This window comes from Bacillus sp. B1-b2, assembly GCF_009183415.1.
Taxonomy (GTDB): domain Bacteria; phylum Bacillota; class Bacilli; order Bacillales; family Cytobacillaceae; genus Niallia.
The window spans coordinates 34783-54260 of the sequence record NZ_WEHU01000029.1; the positions used below are offsets into that span (position 1 = coordinate 34783).

Below are 19478 nucleotides of genomic sequence, written 5' to 3' on the forward strand. Positions count from 1 at the left end.
TTGATCCGTTAGAGGGGTAGAATGTTGAGTAAAGCTCCTAGTCCTAAAGGTCAGTTCAATAAAGAAAAAAGGTGTCTCTTTTGAGGAAGAATACGCTTCTGTGTTGAAAGTAACAACTTTTTTCACACTTTTTTTACTATATTTGTAGTGAACAACATAAACATTCTATAGAAGAAAATTATTTCTATAGGAGGTTTCCATGGATCAAAAGGATCAAAGTCGTCAATTAGACCAAATAAAGCAAATGCAACAAATGTTTAAAGCGAACATGAAAACTCAACCTTATCCCATGTACCCTAACTATGGGAAAATTACACGTTACGAAGAAATTCCGATAAGTTTACCTGAACAGCGCCAGCTGCGCCATCCCGGAGTGGAAAAATTCATGGTACCCCTTCCAATTATCGAAAACCCGAACTATAAAGGGAGTGGAAAGTTAACAGGAAAAGTAGCACTTATTACAGGGGGTGACAGTGGTATTGGTGCAGCAGTAGCAATTGCGTTTGCTAAAGAAGGAGCAGATGTTGCTATTTCATATTTAGATGAACACGAGGATGCAAATAGAACAAAAACGAGGATTGAACAACTCGGACAACGTTGTTTTCTAATGCCTGGGGACTTGCGAGACAAACAACAGTGTATCTCCATTGTAGAACAAACAGTAAATACGTTTGGACGTCTTGATATTCTTTGTAACCACGTTGGTATCCAATTCCAACAACTAAGTCTGCTTGACATTACAGATGAGCAATTCGATGACACTTTCAAAGTTAATATATACTCTCATTTTTACACAACAAGAGCAGCGCTTCCTCATTTAAAACCAGGCAGCTCAATCATTGGCACTTCTTCAGTGGTGACGTATGTAGGTGAGCAGCAAATGATTGATTATACGGCCACAAAAGGCGCAATAGTTGGTTGGACACGTGCCTTGGCTAAAAATGTCGTGAAACAAGGGATCCGAGTCAATGCCGTCGCCCCCGGCCGAATTTGGACCCCACTTATTTCAGCAAGTTTCTCGTCAGACCAAGTCGCTGTATATGGAGCATTTAATCCAATGGAACGAGTTGCCCATCCATTTGAACTCGCACCAACCTTTGTCTATCTTGCTTCTGATGATTCTCGTTTTGTTACTGGTCAAGTTCTTCATGTTGATGGGGGAGAATCCACACATTCCTAATGGAAGGGGTTACCATTTTGAGATATGAATTTAATCCAGAAGTAAAGCTATTGCTAGTAAACCATTCAAATGAAAAAGTAAAGATGGTCTATATGGAGGATTCCTGGCCCATGCCAAAAATAGGAATGAGACCACCATATTATTGCTACCCAAGTTACGAGCTGAATTATCCAATAATCTAAATAATAACAGACAAAAAGACTTCTATACAATTTATGAAGTCTTTTTGGAAAGAGAAGAGTATTACGGTTTTAAAACGACTTTTATACATTCATCCTCACGATTATTAAAAATTCGATAACCATGACTTGCTTCTTCAAGGGACATTTTGTGTGTGATAATATCTCTTGGGTCAAATTCGTTATTTGTTATTTTTTTAAACAATTCTGGCATAAAATGAATGACTGGAGCCTGTCCCATTCTAAGATTAATATTTCTAATCCAAAATGCACCTAATGGAAATAGATTATAGTTACCTCCGTAAACACCAGTCATTTGCACTGTCCCATACTTTCGGACAGCTTTAGTAGAAATTTGAATAGGTCCAAGGGTTCCGCCCTGCAGTTTGAATTTTTGTTCCAGAAACTCTAGGGGTGATTTCTTTCCATCCATACCTACACAATCGATGACGACATCTGCCCCACCATGTGTGATTTCTTTTAAATGTTCCCCCATATCAGGGTATTTTGTGAACTCAAATACCTCAACATTGTTCATCTTTTTTGCATGATTGATTCGGTAATCCAAGTAATCAACTGCTATTACACGCTTTGCACCTTCCATCCAGGCAAATTTTTGTACCATCAACCCAACAGGTCCGCATCCAAGAACAATAACTGTATCGCCTGATTTTACACCTGCATTTTTTACACTCCAATAAGCTGTTGGCAGAACATCCGATAAAAAGAGCAGTGACTCATCCTCCAATTCGCATGACTCCGGGATAACAAAGGGAGTGAAGTTTCCAAAAGGGACTTTTAAATATTCAGCTTGACCACCTGGATGGTTACCGAACTTCTCAGTATAACCAAAGTATCCGCCAGAATCATAATGAGGGTTTGAGTTATCGCATTGGCTTTCCATTTCATGTTGGCAATAAAAGCAATGTCCACATGAAACATTAAAGGGAACGACAACACGGTCTCCCTTTTTTACTTTTGTAACTTCAGGTCCAACTTCTTCCACAATACCCATTGGTTCGTGGCCAATAATATATCCAGGGGGTAATGGCATGTTACCTTGATATAAATGCAAATCAGATCCGCAAATAGCAGTAGAAGTAATCTTAACTATAATATCGTCTTTTTTTTCTAATTTTGCATCCTCTACTTGATTAACCTGTACATGATTTGGTCCTTGATAAGTTACAGCCTTCATAAATGCATGGCCCTCCTATTTCTAATACTGTTAACACTCTTAACTATGGTTAACAAAGAAAGTAAATAATATACTTAGTCTCTCTTAGCGTAATTGTTTTATGTAAGAAACCGATCCGTCTATTTTCTTATCAATAGGGTACAGTTCAGCCTTTATTTTATCATTGGTCAAAAAGAAGTAACTAAAAAATCAATTCGAGTTGAACTAGATTAAAAAAGAGCCAAAATTGGCTCTTTTTGTTTATTGTTTCGGCATTCCTGGGGGATAGTAATATGGAGGAACTCTAATCCAACCTCTTTTTTGCATTAATGTTTTTAGAGTTGTTCCAAAGGTAACCATTTCCAAATGAAATTTTACCCACATTAGTCCAAGATCATTCCGAATCGATTGTGCTTGACCAGTAGCACACTGCATAATTGCAGTAGCAACCTTAATTCCAACACCATTTGTAATTTCATCATCAGTTGATTTTGCACCTAACGGAATATCATTTGGGTCTGATGCTGGCTTAGATGCTGGCAGTTCAGGTAGTGGGATTCCTTCCTTTTTCATAAATTCCTCTAATTGAGTCACTTGTTTCTCACACAGTTTAATTGCATCTGTCAACATTTCACGCACTTCATCATCAACTGTTGTATTCAACCCAACTTCTTCAAAACGAATAAACTCTTTTATAGAAGTATAGTAAGTCCAACAACTTGTTACTTCTCCTGTATGAAGTGGTGAATTTGATTCATCAACAACTAACGTTTTTAACGTATTAGTTACTGCTTCAAAAATATTTGGCATCTTTTTCACCTCCTGCCATCCCATTTAATATTAAACAAAAGAATAATTTAAATTCATTATAGGATACATACAACATTTCAGATTACCTTTACTACCCACCCATATGGCTAGTAAATATATCCTCGTTTTCTTGACTGTACCCCTAGTAAAAAAACGACTTAATGTCCTGCTTTCGCGCTTGAGATTTCCACAAAAAAATAAATAGATTTTCCTAAAAAACGACATAAACTTTAAATAGAATCCAGTATCGTATTCGTAAAAAGGATATGTGGATATACAATAAAAGGAAATTGCATAGGTCAATTTTCGGGGTGGTTGATAGGTTGGATAATGATACTTTAGACACAGAATGGGATTGAGCTAATTTTGCTTGCACGTCAGATGGGGCTTACACTAGATGAAATTCGTGCATTTCTACAAAAAGATATGAATTTAATACATAACGAAGTAAGTTCTTAAGTTCTTTTTTAAAGGAATTTTTTATTGAAATAAAATTAAAGTTTTCTTTTCCTTCAATCACCAGTTCCAAACGTATTTACTATCTGTATAGGTAAACTTTAATGAAGTTATCTTATTGAGTTTTAATGGAAGGCTTGAAGAAGCAATCGAGCAAACCAATTATGGATGGTTGATGTTTTATCCCTGTCTGTATTTCTTTGCATGTGGGATGCCTACAAAGACGCAGGAGGTGGACAACCTCCCTATTCTTTTCTCCCCTTTGTCTTTGCAGCCTATTGGGTGACGGTCGGATTAATATTAATTAAACTTGCTTATAACATTCATAATGGGAGAAATTTATGTCAGTGATCCAACTACCTGTTTTATTCACCCATTCTACTATATTATCTTTATATCTTTCTTCTAGCCAATCCATAGCAAATTCGTTCGGTGCATAAATAGTTAAAATATTATTTTGAACTTTTATTAGGATATCTTTAAACCAAGTATCGAAAGAGGGTTTAGAAATATTTGCTTGTGCAGATTCTAGAACAACAGCTAAAAGCAGTTTTTCATCTTGTGTCATATTCTTTTTTAAATGTACCTCTGTTTCAGAATAGGTAATAGTTGGGTCAACTTCTTCACTTTGAACTTTTTTATGAATATTTTTAAGTATATCTTTATATTGTAAGTATTTATTGTAAATCTCCTCATAATCTAATTGTTCTGGAAGGATATCCGCTTTGTTTTTTAAATGCTTCTTGGTAAAAACTTCGTGCTCTTTGCGTAATCTAGGAGGTAATCCTTCACGCTCTTTTTTTAGCATTTTCTTTACATGAGCAGGTGCGTTTTCAGGGATAATTATATTATTATCTCCCTCTATTAGCTTTTTAGATAATAAAGGAGTTTGTTTCCTGACTTTAAAAATAGGACTCTCTTCCATATTATTCCGAGACTCATTTATTACATTAAACTTATAGACAAAGCCGTAATGCTCTAGTATATCTAAATAGGTATGTAATGTTTTTCTTGATTTATCCATTTTCTCTGAAATCAATTCAAAATTGGGATACACATAGTCTTTTTCCCCATAAGCATGTCTTTTTAAATATGCATATAATCGTGTGGCGTCTCCCAGATAAAATCCCCAAAAGTCAAAAAAATAGTTATTAAAAATAGTAAGTTCACCATCAATTGCTGGAATAGACTCTCCGTGCTCGTCTAAACTAAAATTTCTAACTTGATTTTCCTCAAAGATCAATTTATCTTGCTCTGGGTAAAAATAGGTTTTATATTCTTGAGTATCCTCTATATTTATCAATTTACTTCTTTGCGTAAACATACCTGTATCTTTTAATCGAAAATACTTTAGTTTATCCTTTTTACCTTTTAAATTATAATACTCTTCTTCCACTATTGTTCCTCCTAAGTAAACCCAAGTAAACAAATTAAAGAAGGAGTTTTACTTGCTAAAACATATATTTATGTTAAAATATTTTCAAGAATATAAGTTTAGAAAACTCCCGCTTTCACTCAATTAAACTACTATCAGTTTAGCGCCTGATAGTTTAATTGTATCTAGGTGGTTTTTTTTATTTTATCATACAAGCTTTTGTTTATGGATTAAACAAAAAGGGAAAAACCCTATGACAAAATACCAAATCGAAATTTGGCCTTTTCATAGGGTTTTTCCCTTTGTATTTAATATTGAATTTATTAAAACATACTTTTTGGAATTATTCAATAGGATTAATTTCCAAAGGTATTAATTATTTCAATATGATGGAATTTATTTCTCTTATTAACTCTTTTTCTTCATTAATTTTTAATAAGTAATCGGCTTGTTCCTTAGAAATTAGCAATTTTACTTCTTGGACTTTTTTACATCTATTTTTAGGTTTTTCTTGAATTATAGAAAGTAAAACACTAGATCTTATATTTTCATTACAATTTGTAAAATTTTCCTTTAACAAAGAATATAAAATCACATAATTATCTTCAGATGTAAAACCTATCCGTTTTAATAAGTAATTTTCCATCTTAATATCCCTCATTCTTATATCATCTTCTATTTATTTTAACTTATATATACAAACATTTTATAAATTTCTATAGATATCTCTCAATAAAGTATATAATTCACCAAAAAAAAGCTAACTAAACCAACGTTTACTTAGCTGTTATTACACTTTAGATATTAAGTAATAAAGTTCCGGTATACAGTGAATTTCTTTATAAATTTCCTATTCTTTTGTAACGCTAATGACATATTACCTATATTATAACCATTTTGAGGAAGAAAACAACTTTATTTTTAAAGTCCTTTGGACACTCCATTTATTTATTCACTCTTCAATTAAATTGGCTATTAGTTATCATTTTACCATCATCATAATAAAACTATAGTATAAAGTATATATAAAGAATAAACAAAATGTTAGGGTCTAAAGTTAGAGTTATAAAGAAGTTAATAGTAATTTTTATATAAAAAAGAAACCCAAGGTATCTTGAGCTAGATATCTTGGATTTCTTATATTTTTTGATTTATAATATGTCATTGATCTTTAATGTATCAAATAATATATCAAAAGCTTTATTTATTTTTTCTCGCTCTTTTCCTTGAGGAAAAGCAATCTCATCTGATGTCCCATACACTAGATAGTCATTACGTCTATTAGTTGCTGATAGTTTATCTGCAATGTAAGCTTCAAACGCCCTTGCAGCCATTTCAATAATATTACTCCAATATTTAGATTCATTTCCATCGTCTAACTCGATTGCATTTAGGTAATATTGTGATTTATCAGTTGGATAAGGCATTCTTTCAACTCTTTCTCCAGTAATTTTTTCATGATACCAAGCCATAGCCAATGCATATTTTTTAACTTCTCTTTTTGCCCTTCTTTTGAGTTTTTCTTTTTCTTTCTTTAGTGAAATTTCTGATGCTCCATAATACTGAGAAAAATCAAGTCTTCTATTTATGCTATCTTGCTGAATAGTACATTCTTTTTTTATAGCTAATGCTATATCTCCGTTAAAACGTTCATAATCTCTTTTTAAAGCAACTCCTCTATAAGTAACATCATCTTTGTTTGTGTTTATGAAATATGCTGTTCCATTTCCTTCTCTTAAACTCTCAGATAAATATTCTAAGGCACTTTTTATTTGAGAAGGTATTTGTTCACCTAGTGTATTACATTCTGTTCCATATCCTCTACTACTTGTATTTTTATGACTTTTAATGTAAATGTAGTGATCAATGCTATGAAATAGCTCATGGGCGAGAATTCCTAAACAACCTTTATTTTTTGTCATATTAATAACTCTTGATAGAGCCTCATAAGTACCTAATGCATTTCCGCCTCTTCCTCTTGCTCCAAACGCTAGTCCAAGTGTTCCATCTAAAGATAAAGAAGTAACATCAATTTCAAGTACATCTGCTAAATCCAAAATTGCTTCTGAAGCTCGAACTAAATGCTCCATGCCTTTTTCATCATCCATATAATGGCCAAATTGCACTCCTCGAAATCCAAACAACTCCACCAAATCTTCTGGCTTTTTTACCGCGCTTGGTTTCCCACCTCTTCTATCAGGTCTTTCTGGTAATACTCTTTCCCATTTACTATTTTTCTTTTTTGTACCTTTTACGCCATTTTCCTTTTTCCCAAAGATATCGTCCCATGTATTTATTTTTGATGCTGTATTAATAGATGATTTATATCCTGCCCTCAGAAAAAATTTTAAGAAGCTTTTCCCTAAAATAAAGAAATTTGTATCTGATTCTTTATTTCTTTCTAATATAAGCGTTTTGGAAAAACCAACAATAAAGTCTGAAACATCGTCCCACTTTTTCACTTTATTAATAAGTTCTAAGAAACTTTGGATTGCTAACATAAAGTCTCTTCTTCCCTCTTTTGTTTGAACAGCGGGAACCTTATCTATTCTATTAATAATTAATTGCTTCAATTTAGCAACTCCTGGTTCTACACCATTTTCCTTCTCAAGCTTCAGAGAAAAAGATTTTGTTAATTCTCTTTTGGTTATTAATTCCTCTGAAAGAAGCGGATTAAGCTTTTCTATGTTTTCTAATTCTTCCTCAGAATGATTTTCCTGAAATCTTCTTTTTATTTTATCTAATTCTTTTCTAGAACCAGTAATAAAGTCTCCAACGTCATATGCAACATTCTTATCAATTTGCTTTTCTGTTCTTATTTCTTTAACTTTCTTAATATTAAGGTCAAAAATACTTAATTGTGAGTTCATGTTTATATCCTCCTAATAAACGGATTAGAATATTAGATCTAATCCGTTTTTTCCATTTTATATTTTTAAATAATCAACTCTAATTGCCCTTTTGTATTTGTTAGTAAATCTTCTGCAAAATCCTCTTTTAGAATAACTTTAAAAATTGCTTCTAAAATTGGGACTACTATACTATTTCCTGCTAGTTCGTAAAGAGTAGCATTTCTACAACCCTTTCTAGAAGGGAATTGTTCCAAGATTAATTCAAAATCTTTATCATCAAAACCCATTAATCTCCATACTTCTCTTTCAGTTAGATATCTATATCCCACTTTATCTTTTAATCTAATAATTCCAGCGTTAGGACATCGATCTTGTCTTTCTGTTATAGTCCAACAATAATCTTCTATTACGGATAATCTACGTTTGTACTTATCCGTTTCCTTTACTGGGTTAAATTCTTCTATTCTACTCAACATACTTGGAACATTAACCAAATACTGAGAGCCAGTTACTTTATTCTCTAAAAATTCACTAATATGACGCATTGGGGTTCTTTCTAATTTATTGAAGTCAAATGCCTCTTTTCCAAAAATGGATATACAAAACACTCTTTCTCTTTGCTGTGGAATACCAAAGTCAACAGCATTTAAAACATCGAAAGAATTTGTGTATCCTAGTTTACGCATTTGTTGAATATAAGAGTTAAACGGGCCAATTAGGTCTCTATCTAAAACGCCTTTTACATTTTCCCAAATTACAACTTTTGGTTTCCACTTCCCCATATTTTCTATAATTTTAAGCGTTTCAAACATTAATGAACTGCGAGTCTTAGTCTTTATATTTCCACCTTTTCTATATCCTGACCTTGAAAAATCTTGGCAGGGAGATCCGTGGATAAGGATATCCGGCTTCAGATTCCATCCAACAACGGATTGTGGTTTATGAGCATGGTCATATAGAGCATTATAAGCACGTACTCTATTTTCTTTTATCTCTACATAATCTATAGCTTTATGATCAACCCCCAGATTTAATAAAGCTTTTCTTGGGGCCCCAATACCTCCGAATAATTCTAAAATTTTTATCATATCAATCACCGTCACACTAATTTTTTTATCATCCCATTTGGAGTTATTATCTTTACAGATACATCCCTCTTTGTTCTGGTTTTAGTTATTACAGTCTTGCTGCCATTGTCGTGATGTTTTACCTCTTCATCCACAATTTTAGAAACGGATTCAAGACCTTGTACTAAATGATAATTTTCGCCTTCACCTAGCTCACCATTAATCGCTCCGCTTGCTAATAATAAAGACAATTGCCCTTGATTAAGCGGCAGAATAGGTTCTCCACCTATACTTAATTGGCGTGGCTTGGTTCTATTCATAAAAGCTTCGAATCCTTTACTCTCTCTAATACTTTCAACAAAATCGTCTTTATTTGCCAATTTTGTATAAAATGTAGATAAGTTTTTATAACCGCTTGGTACATTCCATTTAAATTCTCTAGTTACAATCTGATCAATCGTATTTACATTCTTTAATATAAATTCCTCGGAATCCATTCTTAATAAAAAATCATATAATTTTTCATTAATTCCTTTATATTTTCCTGCCTTTTTTCTTCCAATAAAAATACACTGTTTATAGTCTTCATAATCCTCTTTTGAAAATCGCATAATGCCAACTTCATTAAAGTTAGTTGCTAAAAACCTAGAAATTTTTTGATCTGCAAAACGATATGAAGGAATAATATATATCAATATTCCATTCTCTTTTAGATATCTATAATTCCTTTCTAATTCAACCCATTCTTTTCTTTTGGCTGAAGAATCATCCATCCCCTTTAATGCAAAATCATATGGTGGATTAAGAAATAAGAATGACACAGCTTCATTTTGTATTACCATAGATTCTATAGGGGCATTTATACAATGATTCAAAAGCTTTGAAGCGCGTTCAGCACGTCTTCTATCAAGTTCGACTCCATAAGTATTAATAATAGTCTCTTCATTATTAAAGGCAGCTGCAAGTTGATTTAGAATCTCTCCCTCTCCGCAAGTGGGATCAAACCAAACACCACTACCTTCGACATTTAGTAATTTAATGATATATTCACCTTGTGTTTCAGGTGTTGCAAAAAAACCTGCTTTTAGTTCCGATAGGTAAGTCTTTGATGTAATCTCCGACTTTTCCCCCGGTTAGCACCGTACGTGAGACTTTCACCTCATACGGCGCCCCATCTAACTGGTTATACAGTTTACTAGTCTTTAATAGGTTGTAGTTTGCAAGCTTTACGAAGCTTGTTTAATTTCTTTAGTTGATATTCGTTTATATTCAACAACCTCATATATTTTTCTATAGTTTCCTCTTTCGTAGCATGAACCAAGATATGAGCAAATTTATGAAGTACAGCCAAATTTTCGTATTCGTCAGTTCCACCTAAATATATAGGTGTAATATGGTGGCAATGATAGTTGTGAATGTCTCTAGTTAGGTCCACATCTGTAACAAAACATTTGCCTTTACTGGCACTGAACTTTGAGACACGATTATCATTGTATTGAATGCTTCTTTTCTCAATGTAAGTTTTCGCTAGTTGTTGCACAGCTTTTTGAATGTTATACATGAGATTGACTTTACTATTTAGCTCTCTACCTTTCGGACTGTAGTCATTAATATCTTGTTGAAATTGTTTCACCACGATAGATTTCACCGCTGAAACAGGAATTAAAGGTACTTCTTTGATGGAAAAGGTAGTGTAATTGTATCTTTCATATCCTTTCACTTCACATTTGCCTGATTCACTAATTTTTGAAAGATTATTCCATATAGTTCGGTAAGTTTTGTAGGCAATTTCTTTCATATCAACGCTAACGTGCGATGCAGCAGAAAAGTAGTTATGAATTCCTCTAATATAAGAGTTGTATTCATATGCTTCTTTTCGGGTGTTAGAACGATATAGTGTTCTAGCTCTTTCGCGTAAGGATTGTATAATATCTTGTTTCTTTTTATCGCTGATGAAACTATGTGCTACGATTCTTTTTCCTTTCCTAACCCCTTTAATTTTGAATCCAAGAAATTCGGATTTTCTTTTGCGGAGATTAGTTATCTTCGATTTTTCTTTCGAGATATTTAAACCTAGTCTCTTTTCAAGGAAATTTTGTACTGCAAAATACCATCTTTTCGCTTCATTATATGAAGTTGTGATGATTTTAAAGTCGTCTGCGTACCTAACAATAAAGCCTTGCTTCATGTTTGTTTTGGTCTGCAAAAAGCGGTATTTACGAGTATCTTTACTTCCTAGTTTGCTAATGTCGAAGGTTTCAAATTGGTCACTTACCCAATGGTCGAGTTCGTTTAGAACGACATTTGAGAGTAAAGGGGAAAGTATTCCACCTTGTGGAACACCTTTGTTTGGTATCCCTTCACCTTCAATATTGGCTTTTAACATCTTTTTAATAATTGCCAGGAGCTTTTTGTCCTTAATACCTAAAGAAAATAGTTGTTTAATCAATTTGTTGTGATTGACGTTATCGAAGAATCCTTCAATGTCAATATCAACAACATAATGATTTTTCCCTACGTTTATAAGGTTTAGCATCCTTGCAAGAGCGTGATGTGTTGAGCGGTTTGGTCTAAAACCGTAGGAATGTTCAAAGAATTTCGCTTCACATATTGGTTCAAGTATCTGTTTTATGGATTGTTGGATAAGTCTATCTTCCATTGTAGGTATGCCAAGCGGTCTTTCCTTTCCATTAGCTTTAGGAATGAAAACTCGACGTACACTATTAGGGTGGAAGTTGGCTAACCTTTCTCGGATATTATTGATAAAGGTAGCTTCATCCATTATTTTATAATCTTTGATACTTAATCCGTCTGTTCCAACAGTTTTACTGCCCGTATTGGATTTGATATTTCTATATGCTAAAAGTAGATTGTCTCTACTAATAATTAGTTCATAGAGATTAGAAAATGAAAAATTTTCTTTTGATTTGGCGTATAGATTATCAAAAATTGGTTGCATTAAATAATATTCGGAATATCTTACACTATCATTCATTGGTAAGTTCGCTACTCTCCTTTAAAAGGATTTTGCCTACTTGTCCTAACCGATTGCTTACCCTAGTAATTTTCTGTTTAATTCCGTTAGACTAGTGGCCTTCCCTCCACAGTTTGTTATCCCTGTTTCTTCGGTACCATGCCACCACCATCACGAGTATTAACACACGTTATAGATTTGCTCTTTTCCGTATGAACGCTTCAAAAGTCTCCGAACCTCCACGTTACTCGCTTTCCACGTTCCAATCATTCCTATCTGTTCATATATACTTAGGTGCTTTCTTTACAACTACTTGCTGGAGCAACCCTTCTTTGTTGCTAAGGATTTTCATAACAAACATTCTTACTCATCCTCACAAGTACCGCTTTATACGGCGATGATTATTCCTAATCATCTAGGTTATAGTTGTGTACATTCGAAAGTTCGTCAGTTACAAGGACATTCTCACCATATATATTTTATAGACACCCGATTTATCGTTGAACCATTACATATAACAGCATTGGGACCAACTTCAATCGACTTTACCTAGCTTCACACCTCAAATCCTTCGGAGGGAGTTGACGCATGTAGGAGTCTTAGTGACTATGCTTCGGGGTGGTTAGTTCCCTCATTTCATAGTTTGGAATGACAGTTAGATATGAATTTGCAATCCCATATCCGAGCTTTTCACGACTTTTTTTAATGTCATTTATAGCTCAACGTGTCGCACGTTTGTTACCTATATGAGACATGTTATTTCCTCCTATTTTTAATCATGAAAAAACGCCCATTCTATTAGAATGAACGTTTACTCAATATTATCTTTCCCAAGGCATTATATCCTCTTGATGATAATTCTCCTCATATGAATATTTGTGATTATTCTCTCCATCATCCTCAGTCTTCAGTCTCCTTTTACCTGAATCTAAAAAGACTATATCTTCTGCAATGATTTCAATTTCTGTTTTATTATCCTTAAATTTTGCTTGCAAACGTGCTGTAACAGCAATTAAACTACCTTTTTGTAAATTATTATGACAAGTGGTAGCTAACTTTTTCTCTTTAAATGCTTTAATTGGAATAAAGTCTGCCTCTCTTTCTCCATGCTGATTTCTATAGTTTCGATTTACAGCAAGTGTCATAAAACAGACTGGATTTTCCTCTGTACCTGCTAAATAAGGATCTCTACTCAATCGGCCTATTAGGTTACATTGGTTTTTCATGCTAATTCTCCTTTGGACTTATTCGTAATCTCTTCCGCAATAGAAACGCACATTTTTTTACCCAAAATAATATGATCAAGTACCTCAACATTCATTAGATTGGATATAGATAAAAAATAGTCGAATAAAGAATAGTCTTCATCTTTTAAAACTGCATAACCTGCAGGTTCATTACTACAGACTACTATTTTTGAAGCGTTTCTTTTAATTGCTTGTCGAAATGCCAAATGAACTAAGTCTTTATTGAGTGTTCTAGTCCCTTTAACAATATTTTGTCTGCCTATAACCACATTATTCTTATTTAAAAATAAAAGATCTAATTGTGAATCCTGCTTATAACGAATATCTCTCACATATTCAATTACATCAAATTTAGAAGATATTTTAAATTCCGATTGCCAATCAAATTTTGGTACCATATTTAAGATTCCATTTAGTGCTTTTATTCTAAATAAAGTTTCCGTAGTTATTCCTTCGAACTTCAATAGCTCCTCTTCAGATAATTGAGAAATCCCACTAAAACCTAACTCACCTAAAGTATCGATCGTTGAGTCACATACGGTTTCACCGACAATAATAGCCAGTAAATGTGGAAGACTAGTGTCATTCTCCCCAAAATACTTAATATATTCCTTTGCGTCGTTATATCTACTCATAATAAATCTACCTCTCTTAATTAAATGTAAATGTCCTCATAGCTCTTATTCAATATCAAAAAAATATCCCATTATCGCTTTCTTTAAGCGTGTAATTGTAGAAGGTTTTTCGTTGATAGTTGTACTAAAATGATAAACCTTATCGCCTTTATACCTCCACATTACTTTTGAGTTAATTCCTTGCTCTAAACACTCAATAAATACTAAGAATTCATTAAATGCATGTTCTTTTGACACTGACTTAGCTTTAAATATTCTTCGTTCCCCATCTGGCAAAATGATCTCGATACTATGACGAGAATGTAAGATTGGTTTACTAGCAATAATTTTTTCCGCTTTTCTTTTACTTTCCTCAAATACATTTCCTTGTAAAACTGGCCCCTTACTAATTGTTTCTTTCATCATTTTTCTTCATCCTCTCAATATATTATTTATATAAAACGCAAAAAAGCGCCCTGAGAGATGGTTTAATGAATTACACATAAAGTGTAATACTCAATAAATCATCCCAAAGGACGCTGCGTTTAATATCTAAACTGCTAGCCGATAAAAGGCTGCTAAAATGTTAAAAATATAAAATAGTTACATTTTCATTCTACTATTATATCTATTTCTTATCAACCCTATTATAGGAAGGAGTCCTTTTATAGTAAGTTAACTTACGCCATATCGATTCAATGGGTCCTTGCTTATGTTTTTTTAACCACCAATTACTTAATAATATTTGTATGAATATTAAAGCTATAGAAAGAAAAACTAAATGACCAGGTGAAACTTGTGCATATAACTTAAATACTTTAAACAGGAAAAAACAACATGTTGTTTGGAATAAATAATTACTCATAGATGTTTTTCCTATATTAGCAATTAATTTGAAATGCTTTCCTGTTTTTTTTAGTAATAACAGAATAGATAAACCATAAAATATGGACATGCTTATATTACCAAAAATTTCTGAAAGTCTTATTAAAAAGTAGGAGTCAGAATATATTATTGCTAATGTTTTTATTGCAATACCAATACTACCACTTATCACCCACATTAATTTGTGGATTCCCTTAATATTAGTAATCAATGCTTTATTTTTTCCTAATATCATCCCTAACAAAAACATTGGATAAATACTGCAGAACAAAGATGGAAGATTTTCTATAGAGTAAATCGTTAACCAATCAACAGTATTTTGTAATAATGCAATTCTTCCCCCTGTTTGATAATTAATAATCACATTTTGTAATAAGTTATAATCAACAGCTGCAATTTGATAATCAAATAACAGTATCTTAATTAATTCAAACAACATTGGAATCATAAATATACCAATCAGCAGCATCATAACACGACCAGGAACTTTATATACAGGAAGTAAGAACAAACCGATTACTGCGTATATCATGAGTATATCTCCATAAAAAATGAAAAAGGCATGTAAAAATCCAATTGCAAACAGTATCCATAATCTCTTTGAGAATAAATAGTAAGGATTATATCCTTTGTCTTCTGCGTTCTCCATAAAAATAATTGCGCTAAAACCAAAAAGGATAGAGAAGAGGGAATAAAAATTACCTTCAGCGAAGATAAATAAAATCGATTCTACTAGTTTATCAATAGGATCCATCCAAATACTACTTGGAGAGGATTCATATAAATGAGGACCACTTAGTGGTAATATATTTGCAAAAGCTATGCCTAAGATTGCAAATCCTCTTATAATATCAATTGAATGTATTCTTTCCTTTCTCATTATTCAGTCTCCTTCGCAAAAAAGACTACTCCAAATATTAGGTAACTTTGATTTACCTTCATATTTGGGGTAGTCCCATTGAGTTATTTTTTGTTATGTTATCTATTATATCGTTTCTGTAATTGTTCATCTTTTTTGGTTTTAATTTGATACATAATAATTGTTTTATATTTTTCCCATAATTCACTTGCAACTTTTTCACTAACGTTCATGAACTTCATGAAAAATGGAATTACTTCTTTTTCTAGAAAATAATCTGGAATTAATTCCTTACCAGGCGCATATTTTGCAACGATGTTTTGACGAGCAAGATTTAATAGAGATTCATCTATTTCATTTATATCATCTATTACTTCTTTGCTAGTATTTTCCTCTTTTCCTATATCAGGATCAACATCTTTATTTTCATACTTACTTTTTAACACTTTTGATATGTAATTCTCATAATTTTCAATGTCTCTATGCTTTATTTCTTCCAAAACTTCTAAAATTAATTCTATTCCATACTTTTTCCAGGATAGAATTTTCTTATCAGAAATAGCGATACCATGAATATATAGAGATTTCTTTACTGATTCAATAAATTCTTGTGCTTCTTTTGAAAGAGGAGTCTGTTGTTTAGGACTTTTTTTATGAATATTAAAATCTATTGCTACTGTTTTTCTACCTTGTTTGACTTCTTTAAAAGAAAAGTATAATTCTCCAGTTGCTTCTAATTCTTTTTTTGCAACATTTAATATTCGTTGTTTGAAATTCCCGTATACAGGATACTTATCCCCTACTCCAATCATCCTTTTAAGTTCATCTAGCTCTATTGTTCTTTTTCCAATTTTCTCATACTGTTTTAACAGTTCATAAACTCTCACTGTATATCCACTTTTTAATTTTTTTATATCATCAAATGAATATCCTGTAAATCTACTGTCTAAGCTAATTAAATAATCTTTAATTATTGGATTAAAAGAAACATGAACAGTACCATTATCATATATAATAGCGCTAAACCATGGAAACCATCCCATTTTATCATTAGACGAGCGAATCTTTATTCTTTTTCTTGTTAGATCATCAGCTAACTCTTTTACCTGACTATGATAATTATTTCCTTTAACATTCATGACTTCTGCAAATTCTTTAACAGTAATTGTGTAGTCTGGAAATTGGGAATCATTTTTCTTAATTTTACTAGCAACATATCGAATAAACTTATGCTCTAAAGTGGTTAATTCATTATCATAATAAGCCTCTATTAAATCATTAGACTGGATGATTAGATCATTTACTTTAAATTCAACTTGCTTTGTTTCTATCAAACTATCACCTACTAACAAGTTTGTAATCTTAAACAAATTATGACATTATTTTCAGAGAAAAGAAAGTGAAATATAACAAAAGATTATTAACTGTTATATTTCAGAATATTCTAATTGGTAATATCTTAAACTTGCCTACCCCAAATATGTCATAGTTCTGCTTTTTTCATAGATAACACTATCCCAAATATGTTATAGTTCCACTTTTTTCATAGATAACATTATCCCAAATATGTTATAGTTCCACTTTTTTCATAGATAACATTATCCCAAATATGTTATAGTTCCACTTTTTTCATAGATAACATTATCCCAAATATGTTATAGTTCCGCTTTTTTCATAGATAACACTATCCCAAATATGTTATAGTTCCGCTTTTTTCATAGATAACACTATCCCAAATATGTTATAGTTCACTTATTCCGTAGATAACACATCCCAAATATGTTATAGTTCCGCTTTTTTCATAGATAACACTATCCCAAATATGTTATAGTTCCGCTTTTTCCATAGATAACACTATCCCAAATATGTTATAGTTCCGCTTTTTTCATAGATAACACTATCCCAAATATGTTATAGTTCCGCTTTTTCCATAGATAACACTATCCCAAATATGTTATAGTTCCGCTTTTTCCATAGATAACATTATCCCAAATATGTTATAGTTTCGCTTTTTCCATAGATGACCCTACCCCAGATATGTTATAGTTCACTCATTCCATTGATAACATTATCCCAAATATGTTATAGTTTCGCTTTTTCCATAGATGACCCTACCCCAGATATGTTATAGTTCACTCATTCCATTGATAACATTCCCAAATATGTTATAGTTCACTTATCCAAAGATAACACTATCCCAAATATGTTATAGTTCCTTTTTCAAAAGACACTGCATCCCAAAAATTTTATAGTTCAATTATTAAAAGAAAAAACATCCCAAATATGTTATAATTCAAAATCTGAAAAAAGATAACATATTTGGGATGTTTTTTAGTAGTAATTTTTAAGAGCGTATTAAATATATTTTTTAATAAAAAATATATGCATATCATTATGATTTTAAAGATCCTGTGGACTCGAGTAATTTAAGAAATGCAATTTATAAAAGATGTCTTTAAATTATCAACTAAATGTAACGTGCTTAAATATCATTTGTTCATTTGATCCCAAAATTGTTATACTTTATCCCAAAAACGTTATTTTTTATCCCAAATATGATATATTTACTATCATTAAACACAGATATATCAAGGGTTCATCAGATACCTAAAATATTAAAACTATAAAACTAAGGTAACTACATATCCTAAAAATGTTATATTTTATCCCAAAAATGTTACATTTTCACCCTAAATTTGCTATATTTCGTCCCAAAATTGCTATATTTCATCCTAAAAATGTTATATTTTATCCCAATTTTGCTATAATTGTCTACTATTAACCTATTAGTACCAAGGGTTTAAAGCTACGATAAAATATTAAAACATCTAAAACTATTAAAAATAAGTTAAAATATTAAAACTAGAAAGCTAGATAATTTATATATAATAAAGAGTATAGATAAATTATATTATCCATACCCTTTGTTTAGTACTAATATTGTTTGATATAAATTATTTTAAAAGACACCTCTTTTAATTTAGCAATAATACTATCAATTTTATTTTTTGTATTCTCAAAATCCCTAGTAGGGTATTCTTTAAAAAAACCATGAGCCATTACCCATACCTTATTTTCATAACCATAAATGTCAACTTTATTAGTCCAACCATCATTATTTTCAATATCTTCTAATTCTACATGTTTTAATAACATCTTATTTCCTCCAATATAGATTTAGTGTCAAGGATGTGTTCTAGATACTCTCTAACTTACAAAATAGCTGTTATTTGCGCTTCTGTTATAAGAGAAAGGTTTCTTATCTAAAATCTATAATAATTGTTCTAAAAGGATTTTCTCCCCTCTAATGCAATCCTGCTAGTTTACCAGTTTATAATATCAAGTATGATTTTTTTAATGCCTTCTGTGTCCACTTTAGAACATATAATTTCTTGATTCTCTAAAATAAATCTAATGTTTCCTTTTTTTTCGATTATATAATCCCATCCACGTTTATTAAGTATGTCAATTAAATCTTTTTCATTAAGAAACCACTACTAGTGATAATAGTAATAGTGGTTTCTCCCTTTTCCTTATTGGATATTATTGAATAACCTAACAATGTTCACATTCTTAACATTTATATTTAAAATATGAAACATACTATAGTTTACCTTGATAATTCTCTTTGCATGGTCCTCGTTAGCAGCCAAAATATCTGTAGTTATATATCTTTCTTACTCATTAAATTTAAGTAGAACCGACACGAGAAAATGTTTCTTAATTGTTTTTTGGCCATGATAAATTTCTGATGAATTATCAACGAATAATACATCTTCTGTTTTTATTATTTTTGGTATATT

The 19478-nt window shown here is 31.7% G+C and carries 16 protein-coding genes and 1 pseudogene; 3 read left to right on the forward strand and 14 right to left on the reverse strand.

The features are described 5' to 3' along the window. Positions 1–199: 199 nt before the first annotated feature. The gene (locus F9279_RS20535; RefSeq protein ID WP_048687630.1) at positions 200–1180 is read left to right on the forward strand and encodes an SDR family oxidoreductase; all 981 of its coding nucleotides are present in this window, start codon (positions 200–202) and stop codon (positions 1178–1180) included. Between the two features lie 243 nt (positions 1181–1423). On the opposite strand, the gene F9279_RS20540 is transcribed toward F9279_RS20535, so the two are convergent. Both F9279_RS20540 and F9279_RS20545 read right to left on the reverse strand, forming a co-directional pair. Next, on the reverse strand, positions 1424–2557 hold the full coding sequence (locus F9279_RS20540) for a zinc-dependent alcohol dehydrogenase (RefSeq protein WP_065180902.1): 1134 nt from the start codon (positions 2555–2557) through the stop codon (positions 1424–1426). Positions 2558–2797: 240 nt separating this feature from the next. Further along, positions 2798–3346: a DUF3231 family protein gene (locus F9279_RS20545; RefSeq protein ID WP_152116073.1), complete on the reverse strand. Its 549-nt coding sequence runs from the start codon at positions 3344–3346 to the stop codon at positions 2798–2800. A gap of 354 nt (positions 3347–3700) precedes the next feature. Here F9279_RS20545 and sinI point away from each other — a divergent pair, with 354 nt between their 5' ends. Then, positions 3701–3805, forward strand: coding sequence for a DNA-binding anti-repressor SinI (gene sinI / locus F9279_RS20550; RefSeq protein WP_152116079.1), 105 nt, complete (start codon positions 3701–3703; stop codon positions 3803–3805). Between the two features lie 94 nt (positions 3806–3899). After that, a pseudogene (locus tag F9279_RS25785) lies at positions 3900–4102 on the forward strand (hypothetical protein); the annotation flags it as partial. 4 nt (positions 4103–4106) lie between these two features. On the opposite strand, the gene F9279_RS26100 reads toward F9279_RS25785, so the two are convergent. The 12 genes from F9279_RS26100 to F9279_RS20615 all read right to left on the reverse strand — a co-directional run bounded on the left by F9279_RS26100 (position 4107) and on the right by F9279_RS20615 (position 18831). Next, a complete protein-coding gene (locus F9279_RS26100) occupies positions 4107–5198 on the reverse strand; it encodes a DnaA N-terminal domain-containing protein (RefSeq protein WP_152116074.1) in 1092 nt (363 codons plus the stop codon). Between the two features lie 355 nt (positions 5199–5553). Further along, positions 5554–5823, reverse strand: coding sequence for a hypothetical protein (locus tag F9279_RS20565; protein WP_016205235.1), 270 nt, complete (start codon positions 5821–5823; stop codon positions 5554–5556). A 505-nt stretch (positions 5824–6328) separates the two neighbouring features. Continuing rightward, positions 6329–8047, reverse strand: coding sequence for an LPD1 domain-containing protein (locus F9279_RS20570; protein WP_152116075.1), 1719 nt, complete (start codon positions 8045–8047; stop codon positions 6329–6331). Between the two features lie 65 nt (positions 8048–8112). Continuing rightward, a complete protein-coding gene (locus F9279_RS20575) occupies positions 8113–9117 on the reverse strand; it encodes a DNA cytosine methyltransferase (protein WP_152116076.1) in 1005 nt (334 codons plus the stop codon). A gap of 11 nt (positions 9118–9128) precedes the next feature. After that, complete coding sequence (locus F9279_RS20580; RefSeq protein ID WP_222125405.1) at positions 9129–10211, reverse strand: DUF6094 domain-containing protein; 1083 nt, start codon at positions 10209–10211, stop codon at positions 9129–9131. An 80-nt stretch (positions 10212–10291) separates the two neighbouring features. Next, positions 10292–12091, reverse strand: coding sequence for a group II intron reverse transcriptase/maturase (ltrA, locus tag F9279_RS20585; protein ID WP_016205239.1), 1800 nt, complete (start codon positions 12089–12091; stop codon positions 10292–10294). Positions 12092–12891: 800 nt separating this feature from the next. Next, a complete protein-coding gene (locus F9279_RS20590) occupies positions 12892–13296 on the reverse strand; it encodes a single-stranded DNA-binding protein (protein ID WP_016205240.1) in 405 nt (134 codons plus the stop codon). Further along, positions 13293–13952, reverse strand: a complete 660-nt coding sequence (locus F9279_RS20595) for a JAB domain-containing protein (protein ID WP_152116077.1) — start codon at positions 13950–13952, stop codon at positions 13293–13295. Before F9279_RS20595 ends, F9279_RS20590 begins: the two co-directional genes overlap by 4 nt. A gap of 45 nt (positions 13953–13997) precedes the next feature. Beyond that, positions 13998–14357, reverse strand: coding sequence for a DUF6018 family natural product bioysynthesis protein (locus tag F9279_RS20600; protein WP_016205242.1), 360 nt, complete (start codon positions 14355–14357; stop codon positions 13998–14000). Positions 14358–14559: 202 nt separating this feature from the next. Next, the gene (locus F9279_RS20605; RefSeq protein WP_152116078.1) at positions 14560–15696 is read right to left on the reverse strand and encodes a DUF418 domain-containing protein; all 1137 of its coding nucleotides are present in this window, start codon (positions 15694–15696) and stop codon (positions 14560–14562) included. A 98-nt stretch (positions 15697–15794) separates the two neighbouring features. Then, a complete protein-coding gene (locus F9279_RS20610) occupies positions 15795–17009 on the reverse strand; it encodes a replication initiation protein (protein WP_016205244.1) in 1215 nt (404 codons plus the stop codon). A gap of 1600 nt (positions 17010–18609) precedes the next feature. Next, positions 18610–18831, reverse strand: a complete 222-nt coding sequence (locus F9279_RS20615; protein WP_016205245.1) for a hypothetical protein — start codon at positions 18829–18831, stop codon at positions 18610–18612. Positions 18832–19478 lie beyond the last annotated feature (647 nt).